The sequence below is a fragment of the Mameliella sp. LZ-28 genome (genome assembly GCF_012274245.1).
In the GTDB taxonomy this organism is placed as follows: Bacteria; Pseudomonadota; Alphaproteobacteria; order Rhodobacterales; family Rhodobacteraceae; genus Antarctobacter; species Antarctobacter albus.
In genome coordinates this window covers 13,617-39,188 of the sequence record NZ_JAANYX010000035.1, presented here as the reverse complement: position 1 = coordinate 39,188, position 25,572 = coordinate 13,617, and the positions used below count along the sequence as shown (strand labels likewise).

General features: G+C 67.8%; 25 protein-coding genes. 12 read left to right on the top strand and 13 right to left on the bottom strand.

Features of this window, described 5'->3' with window-relative positions; genetic code table 11:
• The first annotated feature begins 48 nt into the window (after positions 1-48).
• The 9 genes from otnK to G9Q80_RS22385 all read left to right on the top strand — a co-directional run bounded on the left by otnK (position 49) and on the right by G9Q80_RS22385 (position 9,578).
• Positions 49-1,314, top strand: a complete 1,266-nt coding sequence (otnK, locus tag G9Q80_RS22425; protein ID WP_088715681.1) for a 3-oxo-tetronate kinase — start codon at positions 49-51, stop codon at positions 1,312-1,314.
• Positions 1,311-1,961, top strand: coding sequence for a 3-oxo-tetronate 4-phosphate decarboxylase (gene otnC / locus G9Q80_RS22420; RefSeq protein WP_088715682.1), 651 nt, complete (start codon positions 1,311-1,313; stop codon positions 1,959-1,961). Before otnK ends, otnC begins: the two co-directional genes overlap by 4 nt.
• Complete coding sequence (locus tag G9Q80_RS22415) at positions 1,958-2,722, top strand: hydroxypyruvate isomerase family protein (protein WP_088715683.1); 765 nt, start codon at positions 1,958-1,960, stop codon at positions 2,720-2,722. The genes otnC and G9Q80_RS22415 overlap by 4 nt, the downstream gene beginning before the upstream one ends.
• 29 nt (positions 2,723-2,751) lie before the next feature.
• A complete protein-coding gene (locus G9Q80_RS22410; protein WP_088715684.1) occupies positions 2,752-3,684 on the top strand; it encodes a 3-hydroxyacyl-CoA dehydrogenase in 933 nt (310 codons plus the stop codon).
• 15 nt (positions 3,685-3,699) lie between these two features.
• On the top strand, positions 3,700-4,629 hold the full coding sequence (gene kce, locus G9Q80_RS22405; protein ID WP_088715685.1) for a 3,5-dioxohexanoate:acetyl-CoA acetone transferase: 930 nt from the start codon (positions 3,700-3,702) through the stop codon (positions 4,627-4,629).
• Between the two features lie 75 nt (positions 4,630-4,704).
• Entirely contained in the window at positions 4,705-5,400 is a 696-nt protein-coding gene (locus G9Q80_RS22400; protein WP_088715686.1) for an SDR family NAD(P)-dependent oxidoreductase, read from the top strand.
• A gap of 8 nt (positions 5,401-5,408) precedes the next feature.
• Complete coding sequence (locus G9Q80_RS22395; protein ID WP_088715687.1) at positions 5,409-6,209, top strand: bifunctional hydroxymethylpyrimidine kinase/phosphomethylpyrimidine kinase; 801 nt, start codon at positions 5,409-5,411, stop codon at positions 6,207-6,209.
• A gap of 3 nt (positions 6,210-6,212) precedes the next feature.
• Positions 6,213-7,301 carry a methylglyoxal synthase gene (locus tag G9Q80_RS22390; protein ID WP_088715688.1) on the top strand — a complete coding sequence of 363 codons (1,089 nt, stop codon included), beginning with the start codon at positions 6,213-6,215 and terminating at the stop codon, positions 7,299-7,301.
• An 81-nt stretch (positions 7,302-7,382) separates the two neighbouring features.
• Positions 7,383-9,578, top strand: coding sequence for a type I secretion protein (locus G9Q80_RS22385; RefSeq protein WP_088715689.1), 2,196 nt, complete (start codon positions 7,383-7,385; stop codon positions 9,576-9,578).
• 9 nt (positions 9,579-9,587) lie between these two features.
• On the opposite strand, the gene G9Q80_RS22380 is transcribed toward G9Q80_RS22385, so the two are convergent.
• The 3 genes from G9Q80_RS22380 to G9Q80_RS22370 form a co-directional block, all read right to left on the bottom strand.
• Positions 9,588-10,244 carry an SOS response-associated peptidase gene (locus G9Q80_RS22380; RefSeq protein ID WP_088715690.1) on the bottom strand — a complete coding sequence of 219 codons (657 nt, stop codon included), beginning with the start codon at positions 10,242-10,244 and terminating at the stop codon, positions 9,588-9,590.
• A gap of 3 nt (positions 10,245-10,247) precedes the next feature.
• Complete coding sequence (locus G9Q80_RS22375; protein ID WP_088715691.1) at positions 10,248-11,441, bottom strand: class I SAM-dependent methyltransferase; 1,194 nt, start codon at positions 11,439-11,441, stop codon at positions 10,248-10,250.
• A gap of 93 nt (positions 11,442-11,534) precedes the next feature.
• Positions 11,535-11,837, bottom strand: a complete 303-nt coding sequence (locus tag G9Q80_RS22370; RefSeq protein WP_088715692.1) for a DnaJ family domain-containing protein — start codon at positions 11,835-11,837, stop codon at positions 11,535-11,537.
• Between the two features lie 210 nt (positions 11,838-12,047).
• Between G9Q80_RS22370 and G9Q80_RS22365 the strand changes: the two genes are divergently transcribed.
• Positions 12,048-13,949: an acyl-CoA synthetase gene (locus G9Q80_RS22365; protein WP_088715693.1), complete on the top strand. Its 1,902-nt coding sequence runs from the start codon at positions 12,048-12,050 to the stop codon at positions 13,947-13,949.
• Between the two features lie 3 nt (positions 13,950-13,952).
• Here G9Q80_RS22365 and G9Q80_RS22360 read toward each other — a convergent pair whose 3' ends face one another.
• The 9 genes from G9Q80_RS22360 to G9Q80_RS22320 form a co-directional block, all read right to left on the bottom strand.
• Positions 13,953-15,383, bottom strand: coding sequence for an amidase (locus tag G9Q80_RS22360; protein ID WP_088715694.1), 1,431 nt, complete (start codon positions 15,381-15,383; stop codon positions 13,953-13,955).
• A complete protein-coding gene (locus G9Q80_RS22355; protein ID WP_043141849.1) occupies positions 15,370-15,705 on the bottom strand; it encodes an ArsR/SmtB family transcription factor in 336 nt (111 codons plus the stop codon). Before G9Q80_RS22355 ends, G9Q80_RS22360 begins: the two co-directional genes overlap by 14 nt.
• 57 nt (positions 15,706-15,762) lie before the next feature.
• The gene (locus tag G9Q80_RS22350) at positions 15,763-16,998 is read right to left on the bottom strand and encodes a mandelate racemase/muconate lactonizing enzyme family protein (protein ID WP_088715695.1); all 1,236 of its coding nucleotides are present in this window, start codon (positions 16,996-16,998) and stop codon (positions 15,763-15,765) included.
• A 109-nt stretch (positions 16,999-17,107) separates the two neighbouring features.
• A complete protein-coding gene (locus tag G9Q80_RS22345; RefSeq protein ID WP_088715696.1) occupies positions 17,108-18,196 on the bottom strand; it encodes an alcohol dehydrogenase catalytic domain-containing protein in 1,089 nt (362 codons plus the stop codon).
• Positions 18,197-18,309: 113 nt separating this feature from the next.
• A complete protein-coding gene (locus G9Q80_RS22340) occupies positions 18,310-19,641 on the bottom strand; it encodes a lyase family protein (RefSeq protein ID WP_088715697.1) in 1,332 nt (443 codons plus the stop codon).
• Between the two features lie 11 nt (positions 19,642-19,652).
• Positions 19,653-20,369, bottom strand: coding sequence for an alpha/beta fold hydrolase (locus tag G9Q80_RS22335; protein WP_088715698.1), 717 nt, complete (start codon positions 20,367-20,369; stop codon positions 19,653-19,655).
• A gap of 1 nt (position 20,370) precedes the next feature.
• Positions 20,371-21,162 carry a 3-oxoadipate enol-lactonase gene (gene pcaD, locus G9Q80_RS22330; protein ID WP_088715699.1) on the bottom strand — a complete coding sequence of 264 codons (792 nt, stop codon included), beginning with the start codon at positions 21,160-21,162 and terminating at the stop codon, positions 20,371-20,373.
• Positions 21,163-21,225: 63 nt separating this feature from the next.
• Entirely contained in the window at positions 21,226-22,332 is a 1,107-nt protein-coding gene (locus tag G9Q80_RS22325) for a hypothetical protein (protein ID WP_088715700.1), read from the bottom strand.
• 78 nt (positions 22,333-22,410) lie between these two features.
• Positions 22,411-22,839, bottom strand: a complete 429-nt coding sequence (locus tag G9Q80_RS22320; protein ID WP_043141858.1) for an FKBP-type peptidyl-prolyl cis-trans isomerase — start codon at positions 22,837-22,839, stop codon at positions 22,411-22,413.
• 212 nt (positions 22,840-23,051) lie between these two features.
• Between G9Q80_RS22320 and G9Q80_RS22315 the strand changes: the two genes are divergently transcribed.
• Together G9Q80_RS22315 and G9Q80_RS22310 are read left to right on the top strand one after the other, a co-directional pair.
• Positions 23,052-23,729, top strand: coding sequence for a haloacid dehalogenase type II (locus G9Q80_RS22315; protein ID WP_069208755.1), 678 nt, complete (start codon positions 23,052-23,054; stop codon positions 23,727-23,729).
• The gene (locus G9Q80_RS22310; RefSeq protein WP_088715701.1) at positions 23,729-24,559 is read left to right on the top strand and encodes an alpha/beta fold hydrolase; all 831 of its coding nucleotides are present in this window, start codon (positions 23,729-23,731) and stop codon (positions 24,557-24,559) included. The genes G9Q80_RS22315 and G9Q80_RS22310 overlap by 1 nt, the downstream gene beginning before the upstream one ends.
• A 101-nt stretch (positions 24,560-24,660) precedes the next feature.
• Here the strand turns inward: G9Q80_RS22310 and truB are convergent, their stop codons facing one another.
• Complete coding sequence (gene truB / locus G9Q80_RS22305) at positions 24,661-25,572, bottom strand: tRNA pseudouridine(55) synthase TruB (protein WP_088715702.1); 912 nt, start codon at positions 25,570-25,572, stop codon at positions 24,661-24,663.

Below are 25,572 nucleotides of genomic sequence, written 5' to 3'. Positions count from 1 at the left end.
GAGGAGCGACGCCGTCCCCAAGGGCGCGCGCGAGGGGAGGAACGACAGGTGACCACAGTGCTCGGCGCGATTGCCGATGATTTTACCGGTGCGACGGACCTGGCCGGGTTGCTGGCGCGATCCGGTGTCCGGGTGTCGCTGCGCATGGGCGTGCCGGAGGGGCCACCTGCCGATCCGGCGCCCTTCGAGGTGATCGCGCTCAAGATCCGGACCGCGCCGGTTGATGACGCCGTGGCCGAGGCGCGCGCCGCGCTGGACTGGCTGCGGCGGGCCGGAGCAGAGCGGTTCTTCTGGAAATACTGCTCGACCTTCGATTCCACGCCCGAGGGCAATATCGGCCCGGTGGCCGAGGCGCTGATGCGTGACCTTGGCGCGGAGCAGACCATCTATTGCCCGGCCTTTCCGGAAAACGGCCGGTCGATCTTCATGGGTACTCTCTTTGTCGGGGAACAGCCGCTGGGCGAAAGCCCGATGAAGGATCATCCGCTGACACCGATGCGGGATTCGAACCTGATGCGCCTGCTGGCGCCGCAGGTCACGCAGCCGGTGGGGCTGGCCAACCGGCTGACCGTCGCGCGCGGTGCCAATGCGCTGACCGCGCGGCTGGCAGAGTTGCGGGCCGAGGGCGTGGCGCATGTGGTCGTGGACGCGGTGGCGAACGAGGATCTGCAGATCATCGCCGAGGCCTGCCGCGACATGCCGCTGATGACCGGCGGCAGCGCCGTGGCCATGCCCTTGCCCGGTCTCTGGCAGGCTGACGGGCTGCTGTCACAGGCAGAGGCGGAGTCACCGCCCGAGGTCGGTCCGGGGGCGGTGGTCCTGTCGGGCAGTTGTTCGGCGATGACCAACGCGCAGGTGGCCGCCTATCGCGCAACGGGCGCCCCGGCCTTTCAGCTGGACCCGCTGGAACTGGCGGACCGTGGCGCGGCGCCTGCGATTGACTGGCTGCGTGAGGTGCCCGCCGAGGCCGCGCCGCTGATCTATGCCACTGCCGATCCGGCCTCTGTCAGGGCCACCCAGGAACGGCTGGGCGCCGCCCGTGCGGGCGCGATCGTCGAAGAGGCGTTGGCGGCTTGCGCCATCGCCGCGCGCGACATGGGGCGGCGCCGGTTTGTCGTCGCGGGCGGAGAGAGCTCCGGCGCGGTGACGCAGGCGCTGGGCGTCACCCGGCTGGACGTGGGCCGGGAGATCGCGCCGGGCGTGCCCTGGTGTTTTGCCGAAAGCGGGGGCAAGCGCATCGCGCTGACGTTGAAATCGGGCAATTTCGGCGCCGAGAGCTTTTTCACCGACGCGCTGGACATGCTGGACCGATGACCGAGGAAACCCGCCTCCGAGAGCAGATCTGCACGCTGGCAAAGTCGATGTTCGACCGGGGGCTGACCGGCGGATCGACGGGCAACATATCGTCCCGCACGCCGGACGGGGGGCTGCTGGTCTCGCCCACGGGCACCAGTTTCGGGCGTCTGGACCCGGCGCGGCTCAGCCGGTTCGACGCCGAGGGGCGCCATGTGGATGGCGACCGTCCGACCAAGGAAATGCCCCTGCATTCGGCCTTTTACGACACGCGCAGCCAGGCCGGGGCGGTGGTGCACCTGCATTCCTGTCACGCGGTCGCCCTGTCCATGATGCCGGATGTGGACGCGGAGGATTTCCTGCCGCCGCTCACGCCCTACGGGATCATGCAGCTTGGCCGGATCAGGCTGCTGCCCTTCTTTCGCCCCGGCGATCCCGCGATGGGTGAGGCGGTGCGCGGGCTGGCGGGCAAACGCTCGGCGGTCATGCTGGCGAACCACGGGCCGGTGGTGGCGGGCAAGGATGTCGAGGCCGCCTGCAACGCCATCGAGGAATTGGAGGCCACCGCGCGGCTGGCAATGCTGACGCGGGGCCTGTCGCCGCGCGCGCTGTCAGAGGCGCAGGTGCAAGACGTCGTCACGCATTTCAACATCGAGTGGGACACATGAAGTTCTCTGCAAACCTGGGTTTTCTCTGGACGGACCTGTCCTTGCCGGACGCGATCCGGGCGGCAAGGGCGGCGGGGTTCGACGCGGTCGAATGCCACTGGCCCTATGATGTGCCGCCGGCGGATGTTCGCGCCGCGCTGGAGGAAACCGGGCTGGAGATGCTGGGCCTGAACGCCCGGCGCGGCAACGTGGCGGCAGGGGATAACGGGCTGACCGCGATCCCGGGCCGCGAGGACGAGGCGCGCGCCGCCATCGACGAGGCGCTGGCCTATGCGCGCGCGATCGGAACGCTGTCGGTGCATGTCATGTCGGGCTTTTCCGGTGGCCCAAGGGCGCAAGCGACCTATTGCGAAAACCTGGCCTATGCCTGCGATGCGGCGGCGGCCGAGGGGATCACCATCCTGATCGAGCCGATCAACCACTACGATGCGCCGGGCTATTTCCTGTCGACCTCGGCGCAGGCCGCTGCCATCATCCGCGAGGTCGGGAGGCCCAACCTCAAGATGATGTTCGACTGCTACCACGTCCAGATCATGGAGGGGGATGTCTGTCGGCGGCTGGAGGCGCTGCTGCCGCTGGTCGGTCATATCCAGATCGCCGCCGTTCCCGACCGGGGGCCGCCGGATCATGGCGAGCTTGACTATGGTCACGTGCTGGATCGGATCGGGCAACTGGGATGGACCCGGCCCATCGGGGCCGAATACCGGCCCCAGGGACCGACGGATGACAGCCTGGGCTGGATGGCCCGGTATCGCGGGTGACAGGGGCCGCTGGCCGGGGAGGGGATGAGATGACAGAGACAATCGCCATCATCGGCGCGGGCCTGATCGGGCGGTCATGGAGCGTGCTGTTCGCGCGCGCCGGATACGATGTGCAGGTCTGGGATGTCGATCCCGCCGTGCTGGAGCGGTTTCCGCGGGACTTTGCGACTCTCTGTGACACGCTGCAGGCCGAGGAGCTGCTGGAAGACCGGGCGGGGACATTGGCTCGCGTCCGCACTTGCCCGACGCTGGAAGAGGCGGTTTCGGGCGTCAGTTTCGTGCAGGAAAACGGGCCGGAGCGGATCGAGGTCAAAGAGGCGCTCTTTGCCCGGCTGGACGCGGCCGCGCCGCCGGAGGCGGTCCTGGCCTCGTCGACCTCTGCCATCGTGCCGTCACGCTTTACCGAGGGGCTTGACCACCGGGGGCGTTGTCTGGTGGGCCATCCGGTGAACCCGCCGCACCTGGTGCCGGTGGTCGAACTGTGCCCCGCCCCCTGGACCACGGCAGAGACGATGGACCGGGCCGAGGCGATCTACACGCGGATCGGCCAGGTGCCCGTCCGGATGAGAGCGGAACGCGACGGCTTTGTGCTGAACCGCCTGCAAGGGGCGCTCCTCGCCGAGGCGCTGCGCCTGCTGGGGGAAGGTGTGGTCAGCGTCGAGGGGCTGGACGCCACGATCAAGGACGGGCTGGGCCTGCGCTGGACGCTGATGGGGCCCATCGAGACCATCGACCTGAACGCTCCGGGCGGTCTGATCGACTATGCGACGCGCTATGGCCCGTTCTTTGCCGGGTTGGCAGAGACACCGCCGGGGCCAGAGGTGTTTTCGGTCGAGACCGCCGAAAAGATCGCCGCAACCTGGCCGCAGGACCGCAGCCCCGACAGCATCCGCGCGCGGCAGGACCGCCGTGACCGCCGCCTGGCCGGCCTGCGCCGCCACCTGATGTCCGACACCGACTGATCCAAGGAGACCCTCATGGCCAAGCCCCGCAAGGTGATCGTCACCTGTGCCGTCACCGGCGCCATTCACACGCCGTCCATGTCGGAACACCTGCCCGTCACCCCGTCGGAGATCGCCGAGGCCGCCATTGGCGCGGCCAAGGCCGGTGCCGCCATCGTCCACCTGCACGCCCGCGACCCGCAGGATGGGCGCCCGGACCAGACGCCAGAGGCCTTCACGCCCTTCCTGGGCGTCATCAAGCAGGCCTCCGACTGCGTCGTGAACATCACCACCGGCGGCGCGCCCACCATGAGCGTGCAGGAACGCGTGCGCCCAGCGGAAACCCATCGCCCCGAGGTCGCCTCACTGAACATGGGCAGCATGAATTTCGGCCTCTTCCCCATGCTGAAACGCTTTCCGGATCTCTCCCACCAGTGGGAGCGCGACTACGTCGGCAACAAGGACATCATTTTCAACAACAGTTTCGGCCAAATCGAATACATCCTGACCACGCTGGGCGCCTCGGGCACGCGGTTCGAGTTCGAGTGTTACGATACCTCGCACCTGTATAACCTGCGGTATTTCCTGGACGAGGGGCTGGTGAAACCGCCGTTGTTCATCCAGACGGTGTTCGGCCTGATGGGGGGCATCGGTGCGCATCCCGAGGACGTGCAGCACATGAAACGCACCGCCGACCGGCTGTTCGGTGATCAATACCGCTGGTCGGTGCTGGGCGCGGGCAAGAACCAGTTGCCGATTGCCGCGATGGCCGCCGCGATGGGGGGCAATGTCCGCGTGGGGCTGGAGGATTCGCTCTGGCTTGGCCCCGGGGTGCTGGCGAAGACCAACGCCGAGCAGGTCGGCAAGGCGCGCCAGATCGTCGAGGGACTGGGCCTGGACCTGGCCAGCCCGGACGAGGCGCGCGAGATGCTGGCCCTGAAAGGGGCCGACAAGGTGGGGTTCTGAAGGCGCGCCCACCGCTTGGAGCGCCGGGGAAATGGCACTAGGCTGGTTTCGCCGGGACGGCGTGAGGGGAATGGAATGACCAAGGCACATGCGGTGATCATCGGCGCGGGCGAGGGGCTGTCGGCGGCACTGGCGCGGGAACTGGCGCGGGATCACGCGTTGACGCTGGCCGCCCGTGGCGGCGAGAAAATGCGCGCCGTGGCCGAAGAGACCGGCGCCCGCCGCGTCCTGCTGGACGCCACGGACGAACATGACGTCGTGCGGCTGTTCGACGATCTGCCGGCGGTGCCCCGGGTCGTGATCTACAACCCCTCTGCCCGGGTGCGCGGCCCGGTGGCGGAACTGGACGCCGACGAGGTGCGCGCGGCGGTCGAGGTGACGGCCATCGGTGCCTTCCTGACCGGCAAACACGCGGCGCGCCGGATGCTGGAGGCCGACCCGGTGGCAGGCACGCGTGGCACGATCCTCTTCACCGGCGCCTCGGCGGGGGTAAAGGGGTTTCCCAATTCGGCGCCATTCGCGATGGGCAAGTTCGCCCAGCGGGGCCTGGCCGAAAGCATGGCGCGCGAGCTGCATCCGCAGGGCATCCATGTCGCCTGGGTCAACATCGACGGCGCGATCCTGAACCCGGGCCGCAGCGAGCCGGACGAGGCGCCTTCGTCGATGTTGCGCCCCGAGGCGATCGCCCGCAGCTATCGCCACCTGATCGAACAGGACCGCAGCGCCTGGTCGCATGAACTGAGCCTGCGTCCCTGGGTCGAACGGTTCTGAAAAGGGCCATGACGCGCGTCCTGATCCTGTCCAGCTGGGTCGCGCATGGCCATGTGGGCCTGTCGGCGGCAGTGCCCGCGCTTCAGGCGCTAGGCCACGAGGTCACGCAATTGCCCACCACGGTCCTGTCCAATCATCCGGGCTGGCCACATGTGGCCGGGGCGCCGGTGCCGGTCGACCAGATCCGGGGCATGATCGAGGCGCTGGACGCAAACGGCTGGCTGATGGCGCAGGACGCCTTGCTGCTGGGCTATATGCCTTCGTCCGATCATGTCGCGCTTGCCGCTGATCTTGCGCGGCGGATGCGCGAGGCCGGGGTGCGCGTGGTCGTCGATCCGGTGCTGGGTGACCTGCCCGGCGGGCTCTATGTATCGCAGGAGGTGGCGTGTGCGCTGCGCGACGACCTGGTGCCACTGGCCGATGTGCTGACGCCCAACCTGTTCGAACTGGGCTGGCTGACGGGCGCCCGGATGGCGACATTGGCAGAGGCATGCACCGCCGCATCGGGCCTGTTGGACACGGCGGACGAGGTTCTGGTGACATCCGCGCCCGTGGGGCCGGGGACCACCGGGCTGTTGCGGGTTTCACCGGAGGGGACGCAGGTCTTTCCGGTGGCGCTGCGCAGGGGCGTGCCGCATGGTGTGGGGGACGTGTTCTCGGCCCTGGTGGCGGGCGGGCTGTCGCCCGGCCAAGCCTTGGGGCATTTGTCGGCCCTGATCGACGCCAGCCTGCACGCGCCGCACCTGCGCATCGCCCCGGCGGCCCCGAACTGGACCCGGGCCGCCGCCCTGACCCCGACGGAGATCTGACCGATGGCCTTTGACTTCATCCTGATGCTGACAGCCAATGACCGCACCATCCCCGACGCCCGCGCGCGGCTGGAAGAGGCGCTGGAAGGGGGCGTGCGGCACATCGGTTTCAAGGACATCGGCCTGCCGCTGTCCGAGCTCAAGGGGCTGGCGGCGGCGATCCGCAGCGCCGGGGGACGGTCCTACCTGGAGGTCGTCAGCCTGGATGCGGAAAGCGAGCTGGCCTCGGCCCGGGCGGCGGTGGAAATCGACGTGGACTGCCTGCTGGGCGGAACGCGGGCGCAGGATGTGACCGAGGTCACGCGCAACCATCCGCTGCGCTACTATCCCTTTCCGGGCCGGATCACCGGCCACCCCAGCGTGCTGGAGGGCCCGGCAGAGGAGATCGTGACCTCCGCCCGGCGGCTGGCGGATCATGAGCATGTGCATGGGCTGGACTTGCTGGCCTATCGCTTTGACGGCGACGTCTCGGAGTTGATGACCTCTGTCTGCGCCGCAGTGGGCAAGCCGGTGATCATGGCGGGCAGCATCGACAGCGAAGAGCGCGTGGCCGCCTGTGCGCAGGCCGGCGCGGCGGGGTTCACCGTGGGTACGGCGGCGCTGTCCGGCGTGTTCCCGGCGGAAAGCCAGGGCTTCGCGGCCCAGGTCCGGTCGATCCTGGCGATCACCGCGCGGGCGCGGGCCGTGTCCACGGCGCCGCGGCGGCTGGCACTGGTGGCGCATGACACGCGCAAGGCGCAGCTGCGCGCCTGGGTGCTGCGACACCGGGCGGCGCTGTCGGGGCACCGGCTGATCTGCACCGGCGGGACGGGCCGGATGCTGCATGAACTGGCACCCGAACTGGACATCCGTCGCCTGCAGCGCGGCGACCGGGGGGGTGATCAGCAACTGGGCGCCCTGGTGGCGACCGGAGAGCTGGACGCGGCGATCTTTTTCGCCGATCCGACGGTGCCGCATGGCGGGGACGCCGACCTGCAGGCGCTGACCCGGCTGGCGATGCTGCATGACGTGCCGCTGGCGCTCAGCACCTCGGCGGCGGACATGCTGGCCGCCGCATTGCTGTCGGCGGCCCGAGAGCCCTTACAACTGTAATCATTCTCCCTGAGGCGTAGACACTTCGTTTCCGTTTCGGCGCCAATCTGACCTCGCGTTCTTCCCGAGGCAGAGGCGATCATGCCCATCCTTCCCATGCCCTTCGCCAGTGCCGGCGAGGCTGCGACCGCCTGGCTGTTCGGCGGCAACATCCTTGCGCCCCGCGCGCCCATGACCGGCCCGGGCAGCTATGCCGAGGCGGTCGAGGCACTGGGCGTCACCGGCCTGCGCTATCCCGGCGGGTCACTGACCGAAAGCTACTTCGACCTCTCCGATCCCGATGCGACCACGGTCGTGCACAACGAGACCGGCGAACGGCAGGCGTTCATGCCGCTCTCGGACGTGATGGCATATGCCGATGAGACGGGCAGGGCGGTGACCATCGTGCTGCCCACGCGGGAACAGGTTTCCGCCCGGTTCGACGACAATGGCGACCGCTATGCCGACGTGGACGAGGCGGAACTGCGTGGCTTCGTGCGCGACGTCGTCACCGGGGAATACGGCGACGCCCCGGTGGCGGGCTTCGAGATCGGCAATGAATATTGGGGTTCGGGCCGGATGAACGCGGTGGAATACGGCCGCGTCGCGGCCGAGATGACCCGCATCATCGATGCCGAGCTGCAGGCGCTGGCGCCGTTGTATCCCGACGCGGCAGAGATCGGCATCCTGGTACAGATGGGCACGAACTTCGGGGAATCCTCATTGGACGAGGCCTATGACGGCATGTCCAACCTCGAGATCATCGCCGATCTGAACGCCACTTACGGGCTGGATCTGCCGCCGGGGCGTGGCGTCGACTGGACCGAGTTCAACAACCTGCTGGTGATCGAGCAATTCGATCCGCAGGAGCTGGCGGCGGTGGACGGGGTGATCGCGCATGTCTATTCGCGCGGCGCCGACATGCCGCATACCCGCTATTTCTCGCTGGACCAGATCCAGGACACCTGGTTCGAGGAAAACCCCGACCTGGAAATCCACGTGACCGAGTGGAACCTGCGCTCGAACTCGGACAGCCTGATCGATGACCGGGATTATGGGCTGTTCCAGGCGCAGGAAATGCTGGAGCAGGTCGAGGCCTTCCTGGCCGCAGGCGTGGATGCGGCGCAGGTCTGGCCGCTGATCCAGAACACGCCCTCGGCGCTGGGCCTGGGACAGGCGTGGTCCGGCAGCACCCCGCCGGGAGAGATGTTCGCCCTGATGTCGGCCAACATCCCCGGCATGACCATGCTGGATTTCGCGCCCTCCGATCCGCGGGAAACCGAATTCGAAGGCGCGGGGCTGGAGGTGCATGGTTTTTCCGACGGATCGGACATGCTGCTTTACATCATGGCGCCGCAGGGCGGTGGTTTCGTCCAGAGCAGCGTCGACCTGAGCGGGCTTGTCGCGGATGTGGGCAGGGTAGAGGCGGTGGTTCTTGGCGTGGCGCCGGGACAGGCGCCGGGGGACAATGCCTCGGAGGCGGTTCTTGAACGGCTGGAGCCGGAAGATGTCTGGGACGAGGGCGAGGTGGATGTCCTTCTGGCAGAGGGGGAAATCCTTCAGGTTCGCCTGATCGACGTGACCCCAACGGCGGGTTTTGCCCCGGTCTTCGTCAGCACCGCTCCGGGGGCGGGGGCCATCGAGGACGTGTTACTGGACGATGAGGAGATCGAGGTCGGTAACAGCGCGACCGACCTGCCCGACCCGGGCGGGCGGTCTTCCGCGCCTGCGCCGGCGGAAGCCCCGGCGCCAGAAGCTCCGGAGGAACTGTCCCTGGTCCTGGGGTTTTCCGAGTCCGCCCGCGACCCCCAGCCGGAGGTGCCCGACCCGACGCAGGATTGGGGGGCCGTCTTGCCCCGGGTCGAGCCGTCTGGCGATCAGAGGGCGATGCCCGACGATACACCAGAGGCGCCGGTTCCCTCATGGGGTGTCGGGTTTCCGGCCCGCCCCGCCGCTGCGGGGCCTGACACGGGGCGGGCCGAGGTGGACCAGCTGTTTTCGGGTGTGCCGGAGCGGTTCCTGTCCCCGGGCCGTGGCGACGGCGCGGATGGTCCAAGTGGCCATGCGGGGCCGACGGCCGCCGATCCCGGCGAAACGGCCCAGGAATTGCTGCGCCTCATGGGGTTTGCCCCCTCCGGCGGTGACACCGGCGGACCGGACCCGTTGGGCGACGGGCTGTTCGCGGATCTGCCTGACCTGGAAGACCCGCCTGAGGATCATGGCGGACCGGCGGACGACATGGGGCTTGGCTGGGCCTTGTCGGTCATGCCGCTGCTGGCGGCGGCCGGATTGGGCTGAACCGGGCGCTCAGATCGGCTCGATCAGTTCTGGCCCGCTGGCGCGGTTCGAATTCACCGTCGTGCCGACCCGGTAGAACGCCAGCGCGTCCTCTGGCGCGGGCTGCATCAGGGTGGCCGCGCCATGCCCCTCTTCGCCCAGCCACTTGGCCCAATCCTGCGGATCCAGCACCACGGGCATCCGGTGATGAATCCGTGACATGGCCGTGTTGGCGCTGCAGGTGACAACGGCGCAGGTCCGATAGGCCAGCCCGTCGCGTTCCCAGTCCTGCCAGACCCCTGCAAAGACCAGCGGGCCATCGTCAGCGGGGTGGATGTACCAGGGCAGGCGGTTGCCATCGGCGTCCTTGGTCCATTCGTAGAAGCCGGTGCAGGGGATCAGGCAGCGGCGCTCGCGGCAGGCCGCCTTGAAGGCGGGTTTCTCGGCGATCGTCTCGGCCCGGGCATTGATCAGCAGCGGGCCGCCGTTGGGCGCCTTGTACCAATGCGGCAGGAATCCCCAGCGCATCGAGACCAGCCGCCGCCCGGCATCCTCCATCACCACGTGAATGTCGTTGGTCGGGCAGACGTTGTAATTGGGCACATCGGGCAGGTTGTTGGCAGGCACCGCGTCGAACAGCTGTGCCATCGCGTCCGGGGGCAGGGTGACCGCGAACCGCCCGCACATGGCCTAGAGCCCGAAGCGCGAGTAATGCAGCAGTCCCCAGGCGGTCAGCTCTCGTTCCAGCCGGCCCCAGAGGTCGGCAAAGCGCAGCGGGTCGAGCTTTGAAACCTGTTGGATCTGGGCGATGCTGCGGCGGTTGTCGATGGCGGCCATGAGCGGCGCGCATTCACGGGGCAGGCGGATCTGGATGTCCGCCTCTTTCAGCGTGATCGGCAGCGGGCGGCCCTGGGCAATCGCCTGCGCCGGGCGGCGCATGTCGCTGGTGGGGGAACGGGGGATCAGGCTCTGGCGTGAACCGCGGGCGATGGGGCGGTCCTCATCCGAGGGAACGAGGTAGCCCAGGTGTTTTTTCATGGTGCCGCGCAGTTTCTCGGCCAGGGCCATCGCGGTCGCGTCGTCCATGCCCTTGGGGCGCTCGGTGATGCGGGCCAGGTCATACAGCCCGGGTTGCAGCAGCGCCTGCAGCTTCCAGCCGGTGGTGTCCAGGGTCCGCATCAGGCGGGGAATGTCGAACGGCGTGTCCTGCCCGTGCAGCAGCAGGTCGTAAAAGCCCGCGTCGCTCTGTTCGTGGTCGGTGACGTTGATGTTGGCGGCAAAGGGGTGCCCCTTGTGCAGCCCGGCCACGATCTTTTTCGCCTTTGCCAGACGTGCCTGCGGGGCCATGCCGTCGAAAAGCGCGCCAAAGGCCTCTTGCAGCTGGTAGATGCCTGAGCGGCCATAGGGGGCATAGACCATGAACCCCATCCCGCCCCCCGGCGCCACGGCGGCCCGCAACGCGGCAAAACCTGCGTCCGGGTCGGGCAGGTGGTGCAGCACGCCGCAGCAGTCGATGTAGTCGAACTGGCCCAGCTCTGCCGCGTCCAACAGGCTGCCGGTGACGAAGGTGATGCCGGTCAGTCCGCGCGCCTTGGCCCGTGCCTCGGCGATCTCGCGCGATGCGGTGGAAAGGTCGACATAGGTGATCTCGTAGGGCGCGCGGGCGCTGGTCATCATCTGGGCGATCTGGATCAGCGCATCGCCGGTGCCGCCCCCGGCCACCAGCACGCGAAGAGGCTGCGACCAGTCGCGCTGGCCGCCGAAAAGATAGTGGTCGATTTCAAGCGGGTGCGAGGGTGAACCGGTGATCAGCCGCTTTTTTTCATCCTCCGGGCGCCTTTCCGGGTAGGGATAGCTTTCGTACTGTTCCTTGACCGATACCATGCGCGCCTCCGTGACCTCGGGACAAGGGTTTGCCCAAAAGGCGCGCGGGGAACAAGCCCGGATATGCCGGGGCGCATAGCGGCGGAACCTGCCTCAGCCGCGCCGCCGGGCGATTTCCAGCCGGGTTTCCAGCAGCGCGATTTCGCGGATCAGCAGGGCCCGCGCGTCACGGTCGGCGGTGTCGCGCAATGTCTCGCGCAGCTGGGCCAGGTCGCGGGTCAGCGAGACCGCCTCCGGCACCGCGCCATTTTCCTTGAGGATACGGGTCATCACCGCGCCGTCGGGATCGCCGCAGCGGGGCAGAGGGCGCCCCGCGCCTTCGAGGTTGTCAAAGGCGCCGTCGCGTTCCGCCGCGGCGATGCGGGAATTGATGAGGTCGATCAGCGGGTGGTCCATGTGAGGATGATACCCCCAAACGGAGGGTCGGCAAAGTGGCCGAGGCCGGCAGGGCGCCGGATTATCGCGGCAATTCTAACCATCCGTTAACCATTGTCCCGGAACGCGGCGTCATCGAGGAACTGCCGCTGCGTCGGTGACTCTTGCGCGGGGCGTGAAAGCCTCACACACTGTGCGGCAACGAAAACGCTTTGGGGAGGAGTGGCGGAGATGACCTATGCGGGCGTGGAGGATCGCAACGCAATCGAGGCGGAGATGCCCTGGGCGGACCGGGATATTCCGCCGACGCTCTGGGGGCAGCTTTCGCGCACGGCCGACCGTTTCCCGTCGCGGCCCGCGGTCAGCTACCAGTTGCTGTCCGGCCCACAGGACAAGGCGGAAACGCTGAGTTGGTCGCAGCTGCGGGACCAGACGGCCCAGGCCGCCAACCTCTTCCGCAGCCTGGGCGTGGGCGAAAACGATGTGGTCGCCTACGTGCTGCCGAACTGCAACGAGACCATCTCGACCCTGCTGGGTGGCGCCGTTGCGGGGATCGTGAACCCGATCAACCCGCTGCTGGAGGCTGAACAGATCGCCGCCATCCTGCGGGAAACCGATGCCAAGGTGGTGGTCACGCTCAAGGCCTTTCCAAAGACCGACATCGCCCAGAAGATGGCCGAGGCCGTGCGCAACGCGCCGCATGTGCACACGGTGCTTGAGGTCGATTTGAACCGCTACCTGACCCCGCCCAAAAGCTGGATCGTCCCGCTGGTGCGGCCCAAGAACCCGGGCAATCATCACGCCGACGTCAAGGATTTCCGCAAGGAAATGGCCAAGCAACCCAGGACGCTGAGCTTTGCCGACAGCGCGGGTGACCGGGTCGCGGCCTATTTCCATACCGGCGGCACCACGGGCATGCCCAAGGTGGCGCAGCATACCTACGAGGGGATGCTATACAACGGCTGGCTGGGGGACAGGCTGCTGTTCACCGAGGAAGACAGCGTGATGTGCCCGCTGCCCCTGTTCCACGTCTTTGCCTGCCACGTGATCCTGATGGCGATGGTCTTTTCCGGCGCGCATGTGGTGTTCCCGACGCCTGCGGGCTATCGCGGCGACGGCGTGATGGACAATTTCTGGAAGCTCTGCGAGCGCTGGAAGACGACCTTTGTCATCACAGTGCCCACTGCCGTCTCGGCGCTGATGCAGCGCAAGGTGGATGCCGACATCACCAGCATCAAGACCGCCTTTTCCGGGTCTGCCCCGATGCCGATGGAGCTGTTCAAGCGGTTCGAAAGCGCCTGTGGCGTCACGGTCTGCGAAGGCTATGGCCTGACCGAGGCAACCTGCCTCGTGGCGGTGAACCCGCCCGACGGGGCCAAGAAGGTGGGATCGGTCGGGATTCCCTTTCCCTATACTGATGTGCGGATCATCAAGGTGGCGCATGGCGAACCGGTGGAATGCGGCGTCGACGAGATCGGAGAGATCTGCGTGTCCAACCCCGGCGTCTACGCCGGCAAGACCTATACCGAAGAGGCCAAGAACGTCGACCTGTTCCATTATGGCACCCATCTGCGCACCGGCGACCTGGGCCGCATGGATGCCGATGGCTACCTGTGGATCACAGGGCGGGCCAAGGACCTGATCATTCGCGGCGGCCACAACATCGACCCGGCCGAGATCGAAGAGGCGCTGCTGGCGCATCCGGCGGTGGCCTTTGCGGGCGCCATCGGCCAGCCGGACTCGCATTCCGGAGAGCTGCCCTGTGCCTTTGTCGAACTGGCGGACGGGGCCAAGGTGACGGAGGCGGAATTGCTGGAACACGCGCGGGTGCATGTGCATGAACGCGCCGCCCATCCCAAGCACATGACGATCCTGCCGGAACTGCCCAAGACCGCCGTGGGCAAGGTGTTCAAACCCGACCTGCGTAAACACGCGATCACGCGGGTCTACAACGGCGCGCTGGAAGAGGCGGGCTGTGCTGCGCGCGTCGTCTCGGTGATCGACGACAAGAGCCGCGGTCTGGTGGCGCAGGTCGACCCCAATGGCGCCGACGAGGCGCAGATCGGCGAGGTTCTGGGCGGGTTCACCCGGCCCTGGGAAAAGGCCGGACGGGGCACGGCAGCCGCTGTCTGACCGTCAGGCGGTGTGGGTCACGACGGGGTCGATCGGCGTGCGGCTGACCTCGGTGGCCTGCTCCAGCCGCCGGGCGATCTGCAAAAGCCGCGCCTCGCCCCGGGGCGGGCCGATCAATTGCAGGCCCACCGGCAACCCGCACGCATCGCGGCCCACGGGTAGTGACAGCGCGGGCAACCCGCAAAGCGTGGCGAGGAAGGCAAAACGCAGCCAGTCGAGGTAATCGGTGCTGGCGATGCCTGCGATCTCTGGCGGATACTCGATCTCGACCGGAAGCGGCCCTATGCCGGTCACCGGGCAGGCCAGAACGTCGACCCGTTCCAGGTACTGGCGCATCGTCTCGTACAGGCGCGCGCGGGCAAGGTTGGCATCTGCGATCTGATCCACCGTCAGCTTGCCGCCCTGGGCGATGTTCGCCTGCAGGGTGGGCTTATAGCGCGAGGTGATCGCCTCGGGCGTGGCGCGAAAGCCGGTCCACATGCCAAGCGCGCGAAAGGTGCGGAAAGTGCTCTCGATCCCCGGCAGGTCGGGCGTGTCCTCCACGACATCGACGTCGGGCGCCTGCACCCTGGCAAGCGCGGCGGAAAGGATCTGCGCCATCTCCGGTTCAACCGGCGCCAGCCCGCCAAGATCGGGCGCAAAGCCGATGCGGATCGGGCCGGGATCGCGGCGGCAGCTGTCCAGGTAGCCCCCGGCGGCGGGCGGGAAGGAAATTGGCGAAACCGGGTCAAAGCCGCTCATGGCATCAAGGAAAAGCGCGCAATCCTCGACCGTGCGGGCCATCGGCCCCTCGACGCCGAAAGGGTTGAACCCGTCGCCGCCCGGGCTGGCGACGATGCCGGGGGAGGGGCGCAGGCCGACGACACCGCAAAAGCTGGCGGGTGTGCGCAGGCTGCCGCCCAGGTCGGACCCCTGGCTGAGCCAGACCTCGCCAGCCGCCAGTCCAGCGGCGGCCCCGCCCGAGGAGCCGCCTGCGTTCATCGTCGTGTTCCAGGGATTGCGGGTGGCGCCGAAGACCGGGTTGAAGGTATTGGCACCGGCGCCCATCTCGGGCGTGTTCGTCTTGCCGACTACAACGGCGCCGCGGGATTCCAACCGCGTGACCATCGGGTCCGAGACGTCGGGCACGAAATCCGCAAGGCCGGGCGTGCCATAGGTGGTGCGCACCCCGGCGACCGGTGTCAGATCCTTGATTCCGATGGGCAGGCCAGCCAGCAGGCTGGTCGTCGAGGCCTTGCCCACGGCGTCGCGGGCGCGGTCGGGGCAGGGTGTCACCAGGGCATTGATCGCCGGGGATGTCTGTTCGATCCGGGCCAGGCTAGCATCCAGCAGTTCGCCCGGGCTGACCTTGCCGCGTTTCAGCAGGTCGACCGCTTCGCAGGCAGTCAGACGACAGAGGTCGGGGCCGGAAAAGCCGGGATCAGCAGCCGCCATCGGGCTGTGCGCAGAATATGTCGTAGAGTAGCCCGATCACCCGGCTCGTGTTTTCGTTGGCAAGGCTGTAGTAGATCGTCTTGCCGTCACGCCGGGTCTTCACCAGATCTTCCTCGCGCAGCCGCGCCAGCATCTGGCTGACCGCTGCCTGCCGGATGCCCAGCAGCTCTTCCAGCTCACCCACGGATTTCTCGCTCGACCCGAGGTGACAGAGGATCATCAGCCGCCCCTCATGCGCCAGCGTCTTGAGAAAGGCCGCGGCGTGCTGCGCGTTGGTTTGCATTTCCTCCGGCGGAGGCGGCAGTTTTGTCTGGTCTTCCATGTGACTCGCGTCTTGATCAGTTGAGTTAATATAGCCCTCCGTTCGGGAAAGACCAGATCATGATTCGGTCAGGGGCGGCGCGCCGCCCTGGAAGGCGTTGCCAAGGGCGTAATCGCAGGGCGCGTCCTGCATCTGCAGGTGCAGATCGCCCCCGGTGTAGGGGTGCGCGCGGGCCAGATCCTCGTCCACTTCGATGCCCAGACCGGGGGCGGTGGGCGCGGGGATGAAACCGTTGTCAAGCGATATCGTGTTCTTGATGAGCGCCGCGTGGAACGGAGTCTCGATCGTTTCGGCAAGCAACAGGTTGGGGATCGAGACCGCAAGCTGGATATTGGCCGCCCATTCGATCGGACCGGCATAGAGATGCGGCGCCATTTCCGCGTTGAAACTCTCGGCCATCGCGGCCAGCTTGCGCATCTCCCAGATGCCGCCTGCCCGGCCCAGCGCCGGTTGCAGGATCTTCGCCCCGCCGCTGCGCAGAAGCGTGGCGAATTCGGCGCGGGTGGTCAGGCGTTCGCCGGTGGCGACGGGTACGCGCACCGCGCGGGCCACCTCGGCGAATTCCAGCAGGTTGTCCGGCGGCACCGGTTCCTCGAACCAGAGCGGCAGGTAGGGTTCGATCGCCTGTCCCAGGCGGATGGCGCCTGCGGTGGTGAACTGGCCGTGGGTGCCGAACAGCAGGTCGGCCCGGTCGCCCACCGCCTCGCGGATGGCCTTGCAGAAGGCGACGGACATGGCGATGTCGCGCATACCCGGCTGGTGTCCGCCACGCATCGTGTAGGGGCCGGCAGGATCGAATTTCACCGCCGTATAGCCGCGCTCGACACAGTCGATGGCCGATTCAGCCGCCAGTTCGGGCGAGGTCCAGAAGTCGTCCATCCGGTGCTGCGGAAGCGGGTAGAGATAGGTATAGGCGCGCACCCGTTCGTTCATCATGCCGCCGATCAATGCCCAGACCGGGCGATTGCGCGCCTTGCCCAGGATGTCCCAGCAGGCGATTTCCAGGCCGGAAAAGGCCCCCATGACCGTCAGGTCCGGGCGCTGGGTAAAGCCAGAGGAATAGGTGCGTCGGAACATGCGTTCGATGTTCTCGGGGTTTTCGCCCTGGAAATAGCGGGCAAAGACATCTTGGATGACGGCGCGCATCGTCTCCGGCCCGACCGAGGAGGCATAGCATTCGCCCCAGCCGGTGATGCCGTCGTCGGTGGTCAGCTTGACGAGGATCCAGTAGCGCCCGCCCCAGCCCGGTGCGGGCGGCGCGGTGACGATCACGTCGAGGTCCTGGAGTTTCATGGCCTGTTCCTGTGGCTTGCGGGGGATGGGGGCTCTGCCCCCGTCTCCCTTTGGTCGACTCCCCCGAGAGTATTTTCAGCCCAAAGAAACAGCGGGCGTGGCGCCGGGGTCAATGGCTGTCGAAGAGGATCACGTTGCGACGGGCGCCGCCCGTCATCGTGTCGGCGATGGCCTCGTTGATCTGGTCGAGACGCCAGCGGCCCGACACCAGCTCGTCGAGCTTCAGCCGGCCTTGCCGGTAGAGGTCCGCCATCCAGGGAATGTCGCGCTGAATCACCACGTCGCCCATTTTCGAGCCGATCATTTCCTGGCCCATGAAGGCGGGCACGACGGGTTCATAGGTGGCCATCGCGCCGGAATGCGGCATTCCGATCATCACCATGCGTCCGCCCCAGCCGAGGTAGCGCATGGCCTGTTCGTAGGCGGGGATCGCGCCCACGGTCACGGCGACCACGTCGGCGCCCCGGCCCAGGGCAGTGTGGGCTGCCTCCCAGGGCGCGTCCTGCGTGGCAAGGATCCCGTCTGTGGCGCCGAAGGCGCGGGCGATGTCCAGCTTTTCCTCGCTCATGTCCACGGCGACGATGCGGCGGGCGCCGCCGATATGCGCGCCCTGTATCGCGTTCAGGCCCACGCCGCCCGCGCCGATCACCACCACGTCGTCGCCCGGGCGCATCTTGCCGGCGTTGATGACCGCGCCGATGCCGGTGATCACGCCGCAGGCCAGCAGGCAGACGGCCTCGGGGGGCATGTCGTCGGGCAGGACGACAACCTGGCTTTGATCGACGACGACCTTTTCGGCAAAGGCGCCGCAGAACATGGCCGACATGACCTTTGTGCCGTCGGGCCGTGTGAGGACGGGCGTGGTATCACGGTCGCCGATACAGATGGTCGGGCGGCCCGAAGCACAGGTGGGGCAGGTGCCGCAGGCGCGGATCAGCGTGACGACGACACGATCGCCGGTCTGCAAGCCGCTGATGCCCTCGCCCAGGGCAGTGACGCGGCCCGCCGCCTCATGGCCGTAGACCGCCGGAAGTGCGCCGCCCCAGGCTCCGGTGGCATAGGAAATGTCGGAATGGCAGATGGCGACGGCCTCCAGCGTGACCTCGATCTCTCCGGCGCCGGGGGCGCGGAGGTCGAGCTCTTCGATCTGCAGGGGCGCGTCGAAGGCGGTGCAGACCGCCGCGCGGATGCGTGTCATGGGTTCCTCCCCGGTGTCTTCCGGGCAGGGTGCGCGGGCAGACAAGCGGGCGGCTGTTCCGAAAGCGACATTGGCGGTGTCGCTTGCATTGCGTGACGTGACGGCAGGTCGGGTCAGCTTGCCAGGCTGGTGACTCTGGCGGCAAAGGCGCGGGCCTCGTCCGGTGCGGTGCCCATCTGGTGGACGGGGTCGAACAGGTCTGCAGACAGGTCGGGGTGCGCGGCGCGGGCGATCTGTTCCAGCGTCTGACTGCTGTCGCGTGCCTGCGTGCACAGCACCTTGGAGGCGGCTTGTGCTTCTGGCCGGGGCATGGTCCGCGCCAGGGCAAAGGACAGCGCCTCTGCCATGAGAAGCCCGCCGGTGGCGTCCAAAGTCGCCTTCATGGCCTCTGCATCCGGGGTGAGGCTTTCTGCCAGCGATTGTGCCTGCGTCGCGGCGGCCGCGGCGGAGAGCACCAGTTGCGGCAGGCACAGCCATTCGGTGAACCATGCCGCGCCGTCGCGTTGTTGCCGGTGCAGGGCCGCCCCCTGCAGCGTGGCGTTCAGCCCCTGTGCGTGGCGTGCCAGCGCGACCAGGGCCGAAGGCGCCACGGGGTTCTGTTTCTGCGGCATGGTCGACGAGGCGCCAGAGCCGCCAAGGCGGACCTCGGCGATGCCGCTTTGCGTGGCCAGCACCAGGTCCTCTCCCAGTTTGCCGAATGCAAGCGCGGTGCGGGTGAACCAGTCGGCGATGGTCAGGATCGGGGTGCGGTCGCTGTGCCAGCTGTGGCCGGGGTCGGCCAGGCCCAGCTTTTCCGCCATTTCCGCGCGCAGGGCTGCCGGATCGGGACCAAGGGCCGAGGCGGTGCCGGCTGCACCGGACAGCGAGACGCGCAGGGCCTGGGCCCGCAGGGTCGGCAGGGCCTCCAGCGCCTCGATCAGGGGCCAGCCCCAGGCGGCGGCCTGCGCGCCAAAGCTGGTGGGCGTGGCGTGCTGACCATAGGTGCGCGCGGCCATCGGGGTTTCGGCGTGATCGCTGGCCAGCCGGGCCAGCGCGGTCAAAGTGGCGCGCAGACGGTTCTCTTGCTGGGCAAGGGCCTGGCGCAGGCGCAGCATCAGCCCGGTGTCCTGGATGTCCTGCGAGGTGGCGCCCCAGTGCAGGTATTGCGCATGTTCTGGCGCGCTCATCGCCTGGCGAAAGGCGGCGACGAAAGCGGGGGTCGTGACGCCGTTCTGGCCCGTGGCCTCGGCCAGCTGGGCCGGGTCGATCTGGCATTCCAGGCTGGCCCGCTGGATCGCGGCGGCGGCGGTTTCGGGGATAACGCCCTGTGCCGCCTGCGCCTGCGCAAGCGCTGCCTCGACCAGCATCATGGCGCGGATCTCGGCGCTGTCGGAAAACAGCCGCGCCGTGTCCCCGGTGGGAAAGAGGCGGTGCAGGTGGGCGCTGTCAAAGGGCGTTGCGGGCATGGGCTGTCCTGTCAGGGGGTCTTGGCGGCGATTCGGTCGAGCAGGTCGGCCAGCCGTCCGGGCATGGAGAAGAAGGGCGAATGGCCGCTGTCCAGTTCGTAGACCTCGCCGGGCGCGAAACGGGCGGCGAGCTTTTCCTGCAGGTCGGGCGGGATCGCTCCGTCCTTGCGGCAGAGGATGTAGCTGCGCGGTTTGTCCTGCGAATTCGCGGTCAGCTCGACCACGGTCTTGCCGGGTGCCTGCGCCTGCGGGGTGAGCCGAGGCAGGGCAAAATCCACCGTCTCTGGCGGGCAATCCTGGTAGAAGAGGCCCGGCGCCATGTCCGGGTCGAATCTGTGCGACAACCCATCGTCAGAGACGCGAATGGCGGCAACCAGCGGCTGCGTTGCGCCGAGAAAGCGCATCTCGGACATGGTCTTGCCGGGCCAGGGCGTGTGTGCGCACAGGTAGACGAGGCGCGCGATCATCCCGGGCGCCAGTTCTGCGGCGCGGGTGATGGGGAAACCGGCCATCGAGTGCCCGACCAGGATCGTGGGCACGGTCAGGTGGCGGATGATGGTTTGCGCGTAAAGGTCGAGCGTCACGTCGCCCACCGGCGTCCCGTCGTCGCCGTGTGACGGCAGATCGATGGCGATGACCTCGTGGCCGTGGGCCTCCAGCGCGGGCACCACGTCGCGCCAGCACCAGGCCCCGTGCGAGGCGCCGTGGATCAGCAAAAAACGCGCCATGTCAGCCCGCCGCGCCCTGCGCCTTGAGGAAGGCGGTCAGGAGCGCGGCGTATTCGCCGGGTTTCTCGACACAGGGCAGGTGGCCTGCCCCGCGGATCAGTTCCTTTTGCGCGCCGGGGATCAGGTCGGCGGTCTCGAAGACCAGGTCGGGCGGCGTCGATCCGTCCTCGGACCCGGCGATGGCCAGCGTGGGCAGGCGCAAGCCACTGGTCGACGACAGGAAATCCGTGCCCGCGATTGCAGCGGCACAGCCGGTCCAGCCTTCCGCGGGGGTGCGCAGGAACATGTTGCGCCAACCGGGGAACTCTTCGGCGGCATGGAAAGGTTTCGAGAACCATCGGTCCATCGTCGGGCCGGTGATGCTCTCCAACCCGCCGGTTTCCACGGCGGCGATCCGGTCGGCCCACATGTCGCGGGTGCCGATCTTGGCGGCGGTGTTCGACAGGACCATCGCGCGCACCAGGTCCAGCCGCTTGGCCGCAAGCCCCTGGGCGATCATGCCGCCGATCGACAGGCCGACGAAGATCGCGTTGGAAAAGCCCGTGTGATCCATCAGCCGTTCCACGTCGGTGATGAGCGCGCCCATGCTGTAGGGACCGGAAGGCGTATCCGACAGCCCGTGCCCGCGCTTGTCATAGCGCAGGATGCGCAGGCCGGCGGGAAGGAGCGGCAGCACCTCGTCCCAGAGCCGGAAATCCGTACCCAGCGAGTTGCCAAAGACGATGGGCGTGCCTTCCTCGGGACCGGTGACGCTGTAGTGCAGGCGAAGATCGCCGATTTGAGCCATCTGCATGGGTCGTGCCTCCCTTTGGCGCATGGTTTAGCGTGTGGGGCAGGGGACCGGAAGGGGGCGTGCTCAGTACCGGGTGTCCAGAGGGCGCAGGCCGCCGCGTGTCACCTGCACCTCGCCCCGCCATTCGGGGATGCGGGTGAGGTCGGCACTGATGGCGGCGCCGAAATCGACGGAATAGGAGATCACGCGCAGCCCGCCCGGCGCCGGTTCGACTGACAGGTCGACGCGGCAGTACTGCTGCGCACCGGCGCTGAACCAGCCGGGGACGCTGTAGCTTGGCCCGGTCAGCAGGGCGCGGCGGCGTTCGGGGCTGCTGCCCTGGGCCGGATCGCGCTCCCTGACATGGATGGCGTAATCGGCGCCCTGGTAGGTGGGGTCCGCCGTGCGGGCGACCAGATCGGCAAAGTCATAGCCTTCGCGCACGAAATGCTGGCGGTAGGTCAGCGTGTGGGTGCTTATGCAGATGCGACGGTAGATCTGGTCGAAACTCGCGCGGGTGTCGGGAAAGACGGTGCTGTATTCCAGGTCTTCGGTCAGCTCGATGTCCATCAGCTTGGCCTCGGCGATCGTGTCGACATAGCGCATGTCGGCCGAGGGTGTGCCCAGGACAATGGCCAGAAGTTCGGGCGGCAGTGCCGGGCCGGAGGCAGTCAGCGCCTTGTAGGAACTGTCGGCCAGCAGCTTGGCGACCTGCAGGGCCACGCGAAAGACCTCGGCGTCGGAGGCGGCGGGATTGGCACCGTCGCGGATGAAGGGAGAGTGAAAGCCCAGCCGCGCGCCCGGTTCCAGCTGGCGGCTGGGGTAGGGGCTGTTGGCGCCAAAGGCCTGGCCGAACATAAAGAGGATCGCGCAGGAGGACAGGCATGCGTCGCCTGTCCGAACGCGGGTGCCGAAAAAGAACCCGCCCGTGTCGCTGTTGGCGGCCTTGAGAAAATTCAGCACCTCCGCCAGCGAGCCGCCGGGACTGTTCAGGCAGATGCGGGCGTTGAAACCGCCCAGCACGTCCTCTTGGGTGGCGCGCATCAAGTCGCCGGGTTCGATCACCCCGTCGAACCGCAGGTTGCAATCGCCGAACCCCGCGGGGTCCAGCCGGGTCCATTCGCCCGCCCAGGCAGGGGCGGCGAGGGTCAGGCAGGTGAGGGCAGCGAGGGCGCGAAGCAAAGCGGACATGAAAAGGGCCTGTCTGTTGAAAACGACAGGCCCAGAATGCCGGGGGACAGGCCCCCGGCGCAATGATTTCCTGAAGGCTCAGGCGATCTCGACCAGCTCGATGTCGAAGGTCAGGTCCTTGCCGGCCAACGGGTGGTTGGCGTCCAGCGTCACCACCTCTTCGGTCACGGCGACGACGGTCACCGGCAGCACCTGGCCGCCCTGTGCCTGCACCTGCAGCTGAGTGCCGAGGTCCAGCGGGATGTCGTCGGGGATCTCGGCGCGCGGCACGTCCTGGCGCGCCTCGGGGTTGGTTTCGCCATAGGCGTCCTCGGCGGGAACCTGGACGGTCTTCTTGTCGCCCACTTCCATGCCTGGGATCGCCTTGTCGAGACCGGGAATGATCTGGCCCGAGCCGACGGTGAATTCCAGCGGGTCGCGGCCCTGGCTGGAATCGAAGGTGGAGCCATCGGTGAGCGTGCCGGTGTAATGAATGCGCACGGTGTCGCCGGTCTTGACCTGCGTCATGGGAAACCTCTGTCTGTCAGGGGGTGATTGGGTGAGGCCGGGTCCGTCCCGGGTGCTCGGATTTGGCACAGCCTACGCGCGCCTGCACAGGTTTGCAAACCGGCTTCTTGGGTCAGAACGGCCCAAAACCGTGTAAAAGACGCTCGGATCGGGGTTTTCCAGCGTCCCGGCCCGTGTCAGGGTGACGCCGGTTGCAAAGGGGGATGCGGTCAATGGCGATCAAGGTTTGCGTGTTCGATGCCTATGGCACGCTGTTCGACGTGGCCGCCGCGGCGCGGGTCGCGGCAGAGGAACCGGGTCGCGGGGCCCTGGCAGAGGTCTGGCCGCAACTGGCTGCCGACTGGCGCGCGAAACAGCTGGAATACAGCTGGCTGCGCGCGGTGACAGGTGATTACGTTCCCTTCTGGCAAGTGACCAAGGACGGGCTGGACTGGGCGATGGACCGCGCCGGCCTCGATGACATGGAGCTGCGCGAACGGCTGCTGGCGCTCTACTGGGAACTGCCCGCTTACCGGGAAGTGCCGAAGATGCTGGCGCAGCTGAAGGCCAAGGGGCTGAGCACGGCGATCCTGTCGAATGGCAACCGCGACATGCTGGACGGCGCGGTGGACAGCGCCTGTATCGGGGAATTCCTGCACGCGGTGCTGTCGGTCGAACAGGTGGGCATCTTCAAACCGGCCCGCGTGGTCTATGACCTCGTCGGGGCCGAATTCGGCTGCGCGCCCGAAGAGGTGCTGTTCGCCTCCTCGAACGGTTGGGATGCTGCGGGGGCGGCGGCCTACGGGTTCGAAACCGCCTGGGTGAACCGCATGGGCCTGCCGATGGACCGCCTGATGGCCCGGCCGAAACACGTCCTGACCGACCTGACCACCATTCCGGAACTTGTGTGATGCCGAAACTCCAGACCTCCGACGGGATTTCCCTGTTCTACCGCGACGAGGGGGAGGGGCTGCCGCTGCTCTGCCTTGCGGGGTTGACGCGGAACGGGCGCGATTTCGATTTCGTCGCCCCGCACCTGGAAGGCGTGCGGCTGATCCGGTTGGATTACCGCGGGCGCGGACAGTCGGACTGGGCGCCGCATGACACCTACCAGATCCCGGTCGAGGGGCGCGATGCGCTGGAGCTTCTGGATCACCTGGGGCTGGAAAAGGCTGCGATTCTGGGCACTTCGCGCGGCGGGTTGATCGCGATGGTGCTGGCGGCGACGGCGAAGGCCCGACTGCTGGGCGTGGCGCTGAACGACATCGGGCCAGAGATCGCCGGGCCGGGGCTGAAGGTGATCGAGGGCTACCTTGGGCACAAGCCGCCGCAAAAGACCCTAGCCGAGGTGGCGCAGCGGCGCGCCGAGGTCATGACCGGCTTTGTCGGCGTCTCCGAGGCGCGCTGGATGGAAGAGGCGGAGCGGCTTTTTGTCCAGACGGATCAGGGGCTTGAGCTGACCTATGACCCCAAGTTACGCGACGCGGTGCTGGGGGGCGGCGCGCAGCCCGCGCCGGATCTCTGGCCGCTTTTCGACGCGCTGGAGGGGTTGCCGCTGTGCGCGATGCGTGGCGAGAATTCCGACCTGCTGACGCCCGAGTGTTTTGCCGAGATGCGCCGGCGGCGGCCCGACATGATCGCGACAGAGGTCAAGGGGCGCGGGCATATCCCCTTCCTCGACGAACCCGAGGCGCTGGAGGCCCTGCAAGGCTGGCTGGCGCGGCTGCGCCGGGACGGCTGAGGTTTGTACAAAACGTACGTTTTGTACGCCGTTTCCAGCGTTTTGTACAAAGCGGCAAGGATCCGTTAACCCGCCCCGCAAGGCGTGTTCGGGCGCAGCCCTCAGTCGGCCAGGTTGAAGACCCGGCTGGGGTGCAGTTCTCCCGCCTTGAAGCGGCCCACCGCCAGCGGTTTGCCCTCGAAACTGGCCCAGGCCTCGTCGCCGTATTCCACGTCGCCGGGCACCACCATGCCGGGGTTGCCGTTGCGCAGACGCGCGGCCCCCTGGGCGGTGCATTTCAGCTCGGGCAGGTCGGCCAGCCCGACCTCCAGCGGCAGCAGGTGGGCGTCCAGTTCCGGCGTGCGGGCCAGCGCGTCGATCTGGTCCAGCGTGATGCCCTGCTCGGCCTCGAAGGGGCCGGACCAGAGGCGGCGCAGGGTGACGACATGGCCGTGACAGCCCAGAACCTTGCCCAGGTCGCGGGCAATGGAACGGACGTAGCCGCCCTTGCCGCAGGTCATTTCCAGAACGGCGGTGTCCGGGTCGGGGCGGTCGGTCAGCAGCAGTTCCTCGACCCAGAGCGGCCGGGCCTCGATCTCCATCTCCTCGCCGTCGCGGGCGCGCTTGTAGGCGCGTTCGCCGTCGATCTTGACTGCCGAGAACTGCGGCGGCACCTGCATGATCTCTCCGACGAAACCGTGCAGCGCCTCCTTGATCTCGTCATCCGAGGGGCGCGCCTCGGAGGTGGCGATCACCTCGCCCTCGGCGTCGTCGGTGTTGGTGGCCTGTCCGAAACGCACGGTAAAGCGGTAGGCCTTCAGCGCGTCGGTGATGTAGGGGACGGTCTTGGTCGCCTCGCCCAGGGCCACGGCCAGCACGCCGGTGGCCTCGGGGTCGAGCGTGCCCGCATGGCCGGCCTTTTTCGCTTCCAGCGCCCAGCGGACCTTGTTGACCACGGCGGTCGAGGTCAGGCCCGCGGGCTTGTCCACGATCAGCCAACCGGAAATGTCGCGTCCCTTGCGCCTGCGTGCCAT

Bases quoted from the DNA above. Each gene is read 5' to 3' on its own strand.
- otnC (WP_088715682.1), top strand. From the start codon at position 1,311: ATGACCGAGGAAACCCGCCTCCGAGAGCAGATCTGCACGCTGGCAAAG.
- G9Q80_RS22415 (WP_088715683.1), top strand. From the start codon at position 1,958: ATGAAGTTCTCTGCAAACCTGGGTTTTCTCTGGACGGACCTGTCCTTG.
- G9Q80_RS22410 (WP_088715684.1), top strand. From the start codon at position 2,752: ATGACAGAGACAATCGCCATCATCGGCGCGGGCCTGATCGGGCGGTCA.
- kce (WP_088715685.1), top strand. From the start codon at position 3,700: ATGGCCAAGCCCCGCAAGGTGATCGTCACCTGTGCCGTCACCGGCGCC.
- G9Q80_RS22400 (WP_088715686.1), top strand. From the start codon at position 4,705: ATGACCAAGGCACATGCGGTGATCATCGGCGCGGGCGAGGGGCTGTCG.
- G9Q80_RS22395 (WP_088715687.1), top strand. From the start codon at position 5,409: ATGACGCGCGTCCTGATCCTGTCCAGCTGGGTCGCGCATGGCCATGTG.
- G9Q80_RS22390 (WP_088715688.1), top strand. From the start codon at position 6,213: ATGGCCTTTGACTTCATCCTGATGCTGACAGCCAATGACCGCACCATC.
- G9Q80_RS22385 (WP_088715689.1), top strand. From the start codon at position 7,383: ATGCCCATCCTTCCCATGCCCTTCGCCAGTGCCGGCGAGGCTGCGACC.
- G9Q80_RS22380 (WP_088715690.1), bottom strand. From the start codon at position 10,244: ATGTGCGGGCGGTTCGCGGTCACCCTGCCCCCGGACGCGATGGCACAG.
- G9Q80_RS22375 (WP_088715691.1), bottom strand. From the start codon at position 11,441: ATGGTATCGGTCAAGGAACAGTACGAAAGCTATCCCTACCCGGAAAGG.
- G9Q80_RS22370 (WP_088715692.1), bottom strand. From the start codon at position 11,837: ATGGACCACCCGCTGATCGACCTCATCAATTCCCGCATCGCCGCGGCG.
- G9Q80_RS22365 (WP_088715693.1), top strand. From the start codon at position 12,048: ATGACCTATGCGGGCGTGGAGGATCGCAACGCAATCGAGGCGGAGATG.
- G9Q80_RS22360 (WP_088715694.1), bottom strand. From the start codon at position 15,383: ATGGCGGCTGCTGATCCCGGCTTTTCCGGCCCCGACCTCTGTCGTCTG.
- G9Q80_RS22355 (WP_043141849.1), bottom strand. From the start codon at position 15,705: ATGGAAGACCAGACAAAACTGCCGCCTCCGCCGGAGGAAATGCAAACC.
- G9Q80_RS22350 (WP_088715695.1), bottom strand. From the start codon at position 16,998: ATGAAACTCCAGGACCTCGACGTGATCGTCACCGCGCCGCCCGCACCG.
- G9Q80_RS22345 (WP_088715696.1), bottom strand. From the start codon at position 18,196: ATGACACGCATCCGCGCGGCGGTCTGCACCGCCTTCGACGCGCCCCTG.
- G9Q80_RS22340 (WP_088715697.1), bottom strand. From the start codon at position 19,641: ATGCCCGCAACGCCCTTTGACAGCGCCCACCTGCACCGCCTCTTTCCC.
- G9Q80_RS22335 (WP_088715698.1), bottom strand. From the start codon at position 20,369: ATGGCGCGTTTTTTGCTGATCCACGGCGCCTCGCACGGGGCCTGGTGC.
- pcaD (WP_088715699.1), bottom strand. From the start codon at position 21,162: ATGCAGATGGCTCAAATCGGCGATCTTCGCCTGCACTACAGCGTCACC.
- G9Q80_RS22325 (WP_088715700.1), bottom strand. From the start codon at position 22,332: ATGTCCGCTTTGCTTCGCGCCCTCGCTGCCCTCACCTGCCTGACCCTC.
- G9Q80_RS22320 (WP_043141858.1), bottom strand. From the start codon at position 22,839: ATGACGCAGGTCAAGACCGGCGACACCGTGCGCATTCATTACACCGGC.
- G9Q80_RS22315 (WP_069208755.1), top strand. From the start codon at position 23,052: ATGGCGATCAAGGTTTGCGTGTTCGATGCCTATGGCACGCTGTTCGAC.
- G9Q80_RS22310 (WP_088715701.1), top strand. From the start codon at position 23,729: ATGCCGAAACTCCAGACCTCCGACGGGATTTCCCTGTTCTACCGCGAC.
- truB (WP_088715702.1), bottom strand. From the start codon at position 25,572: ATGGCACGCAGGCGCAAGGGACGCGACATTTCCGGTTGGCTGATCGTG.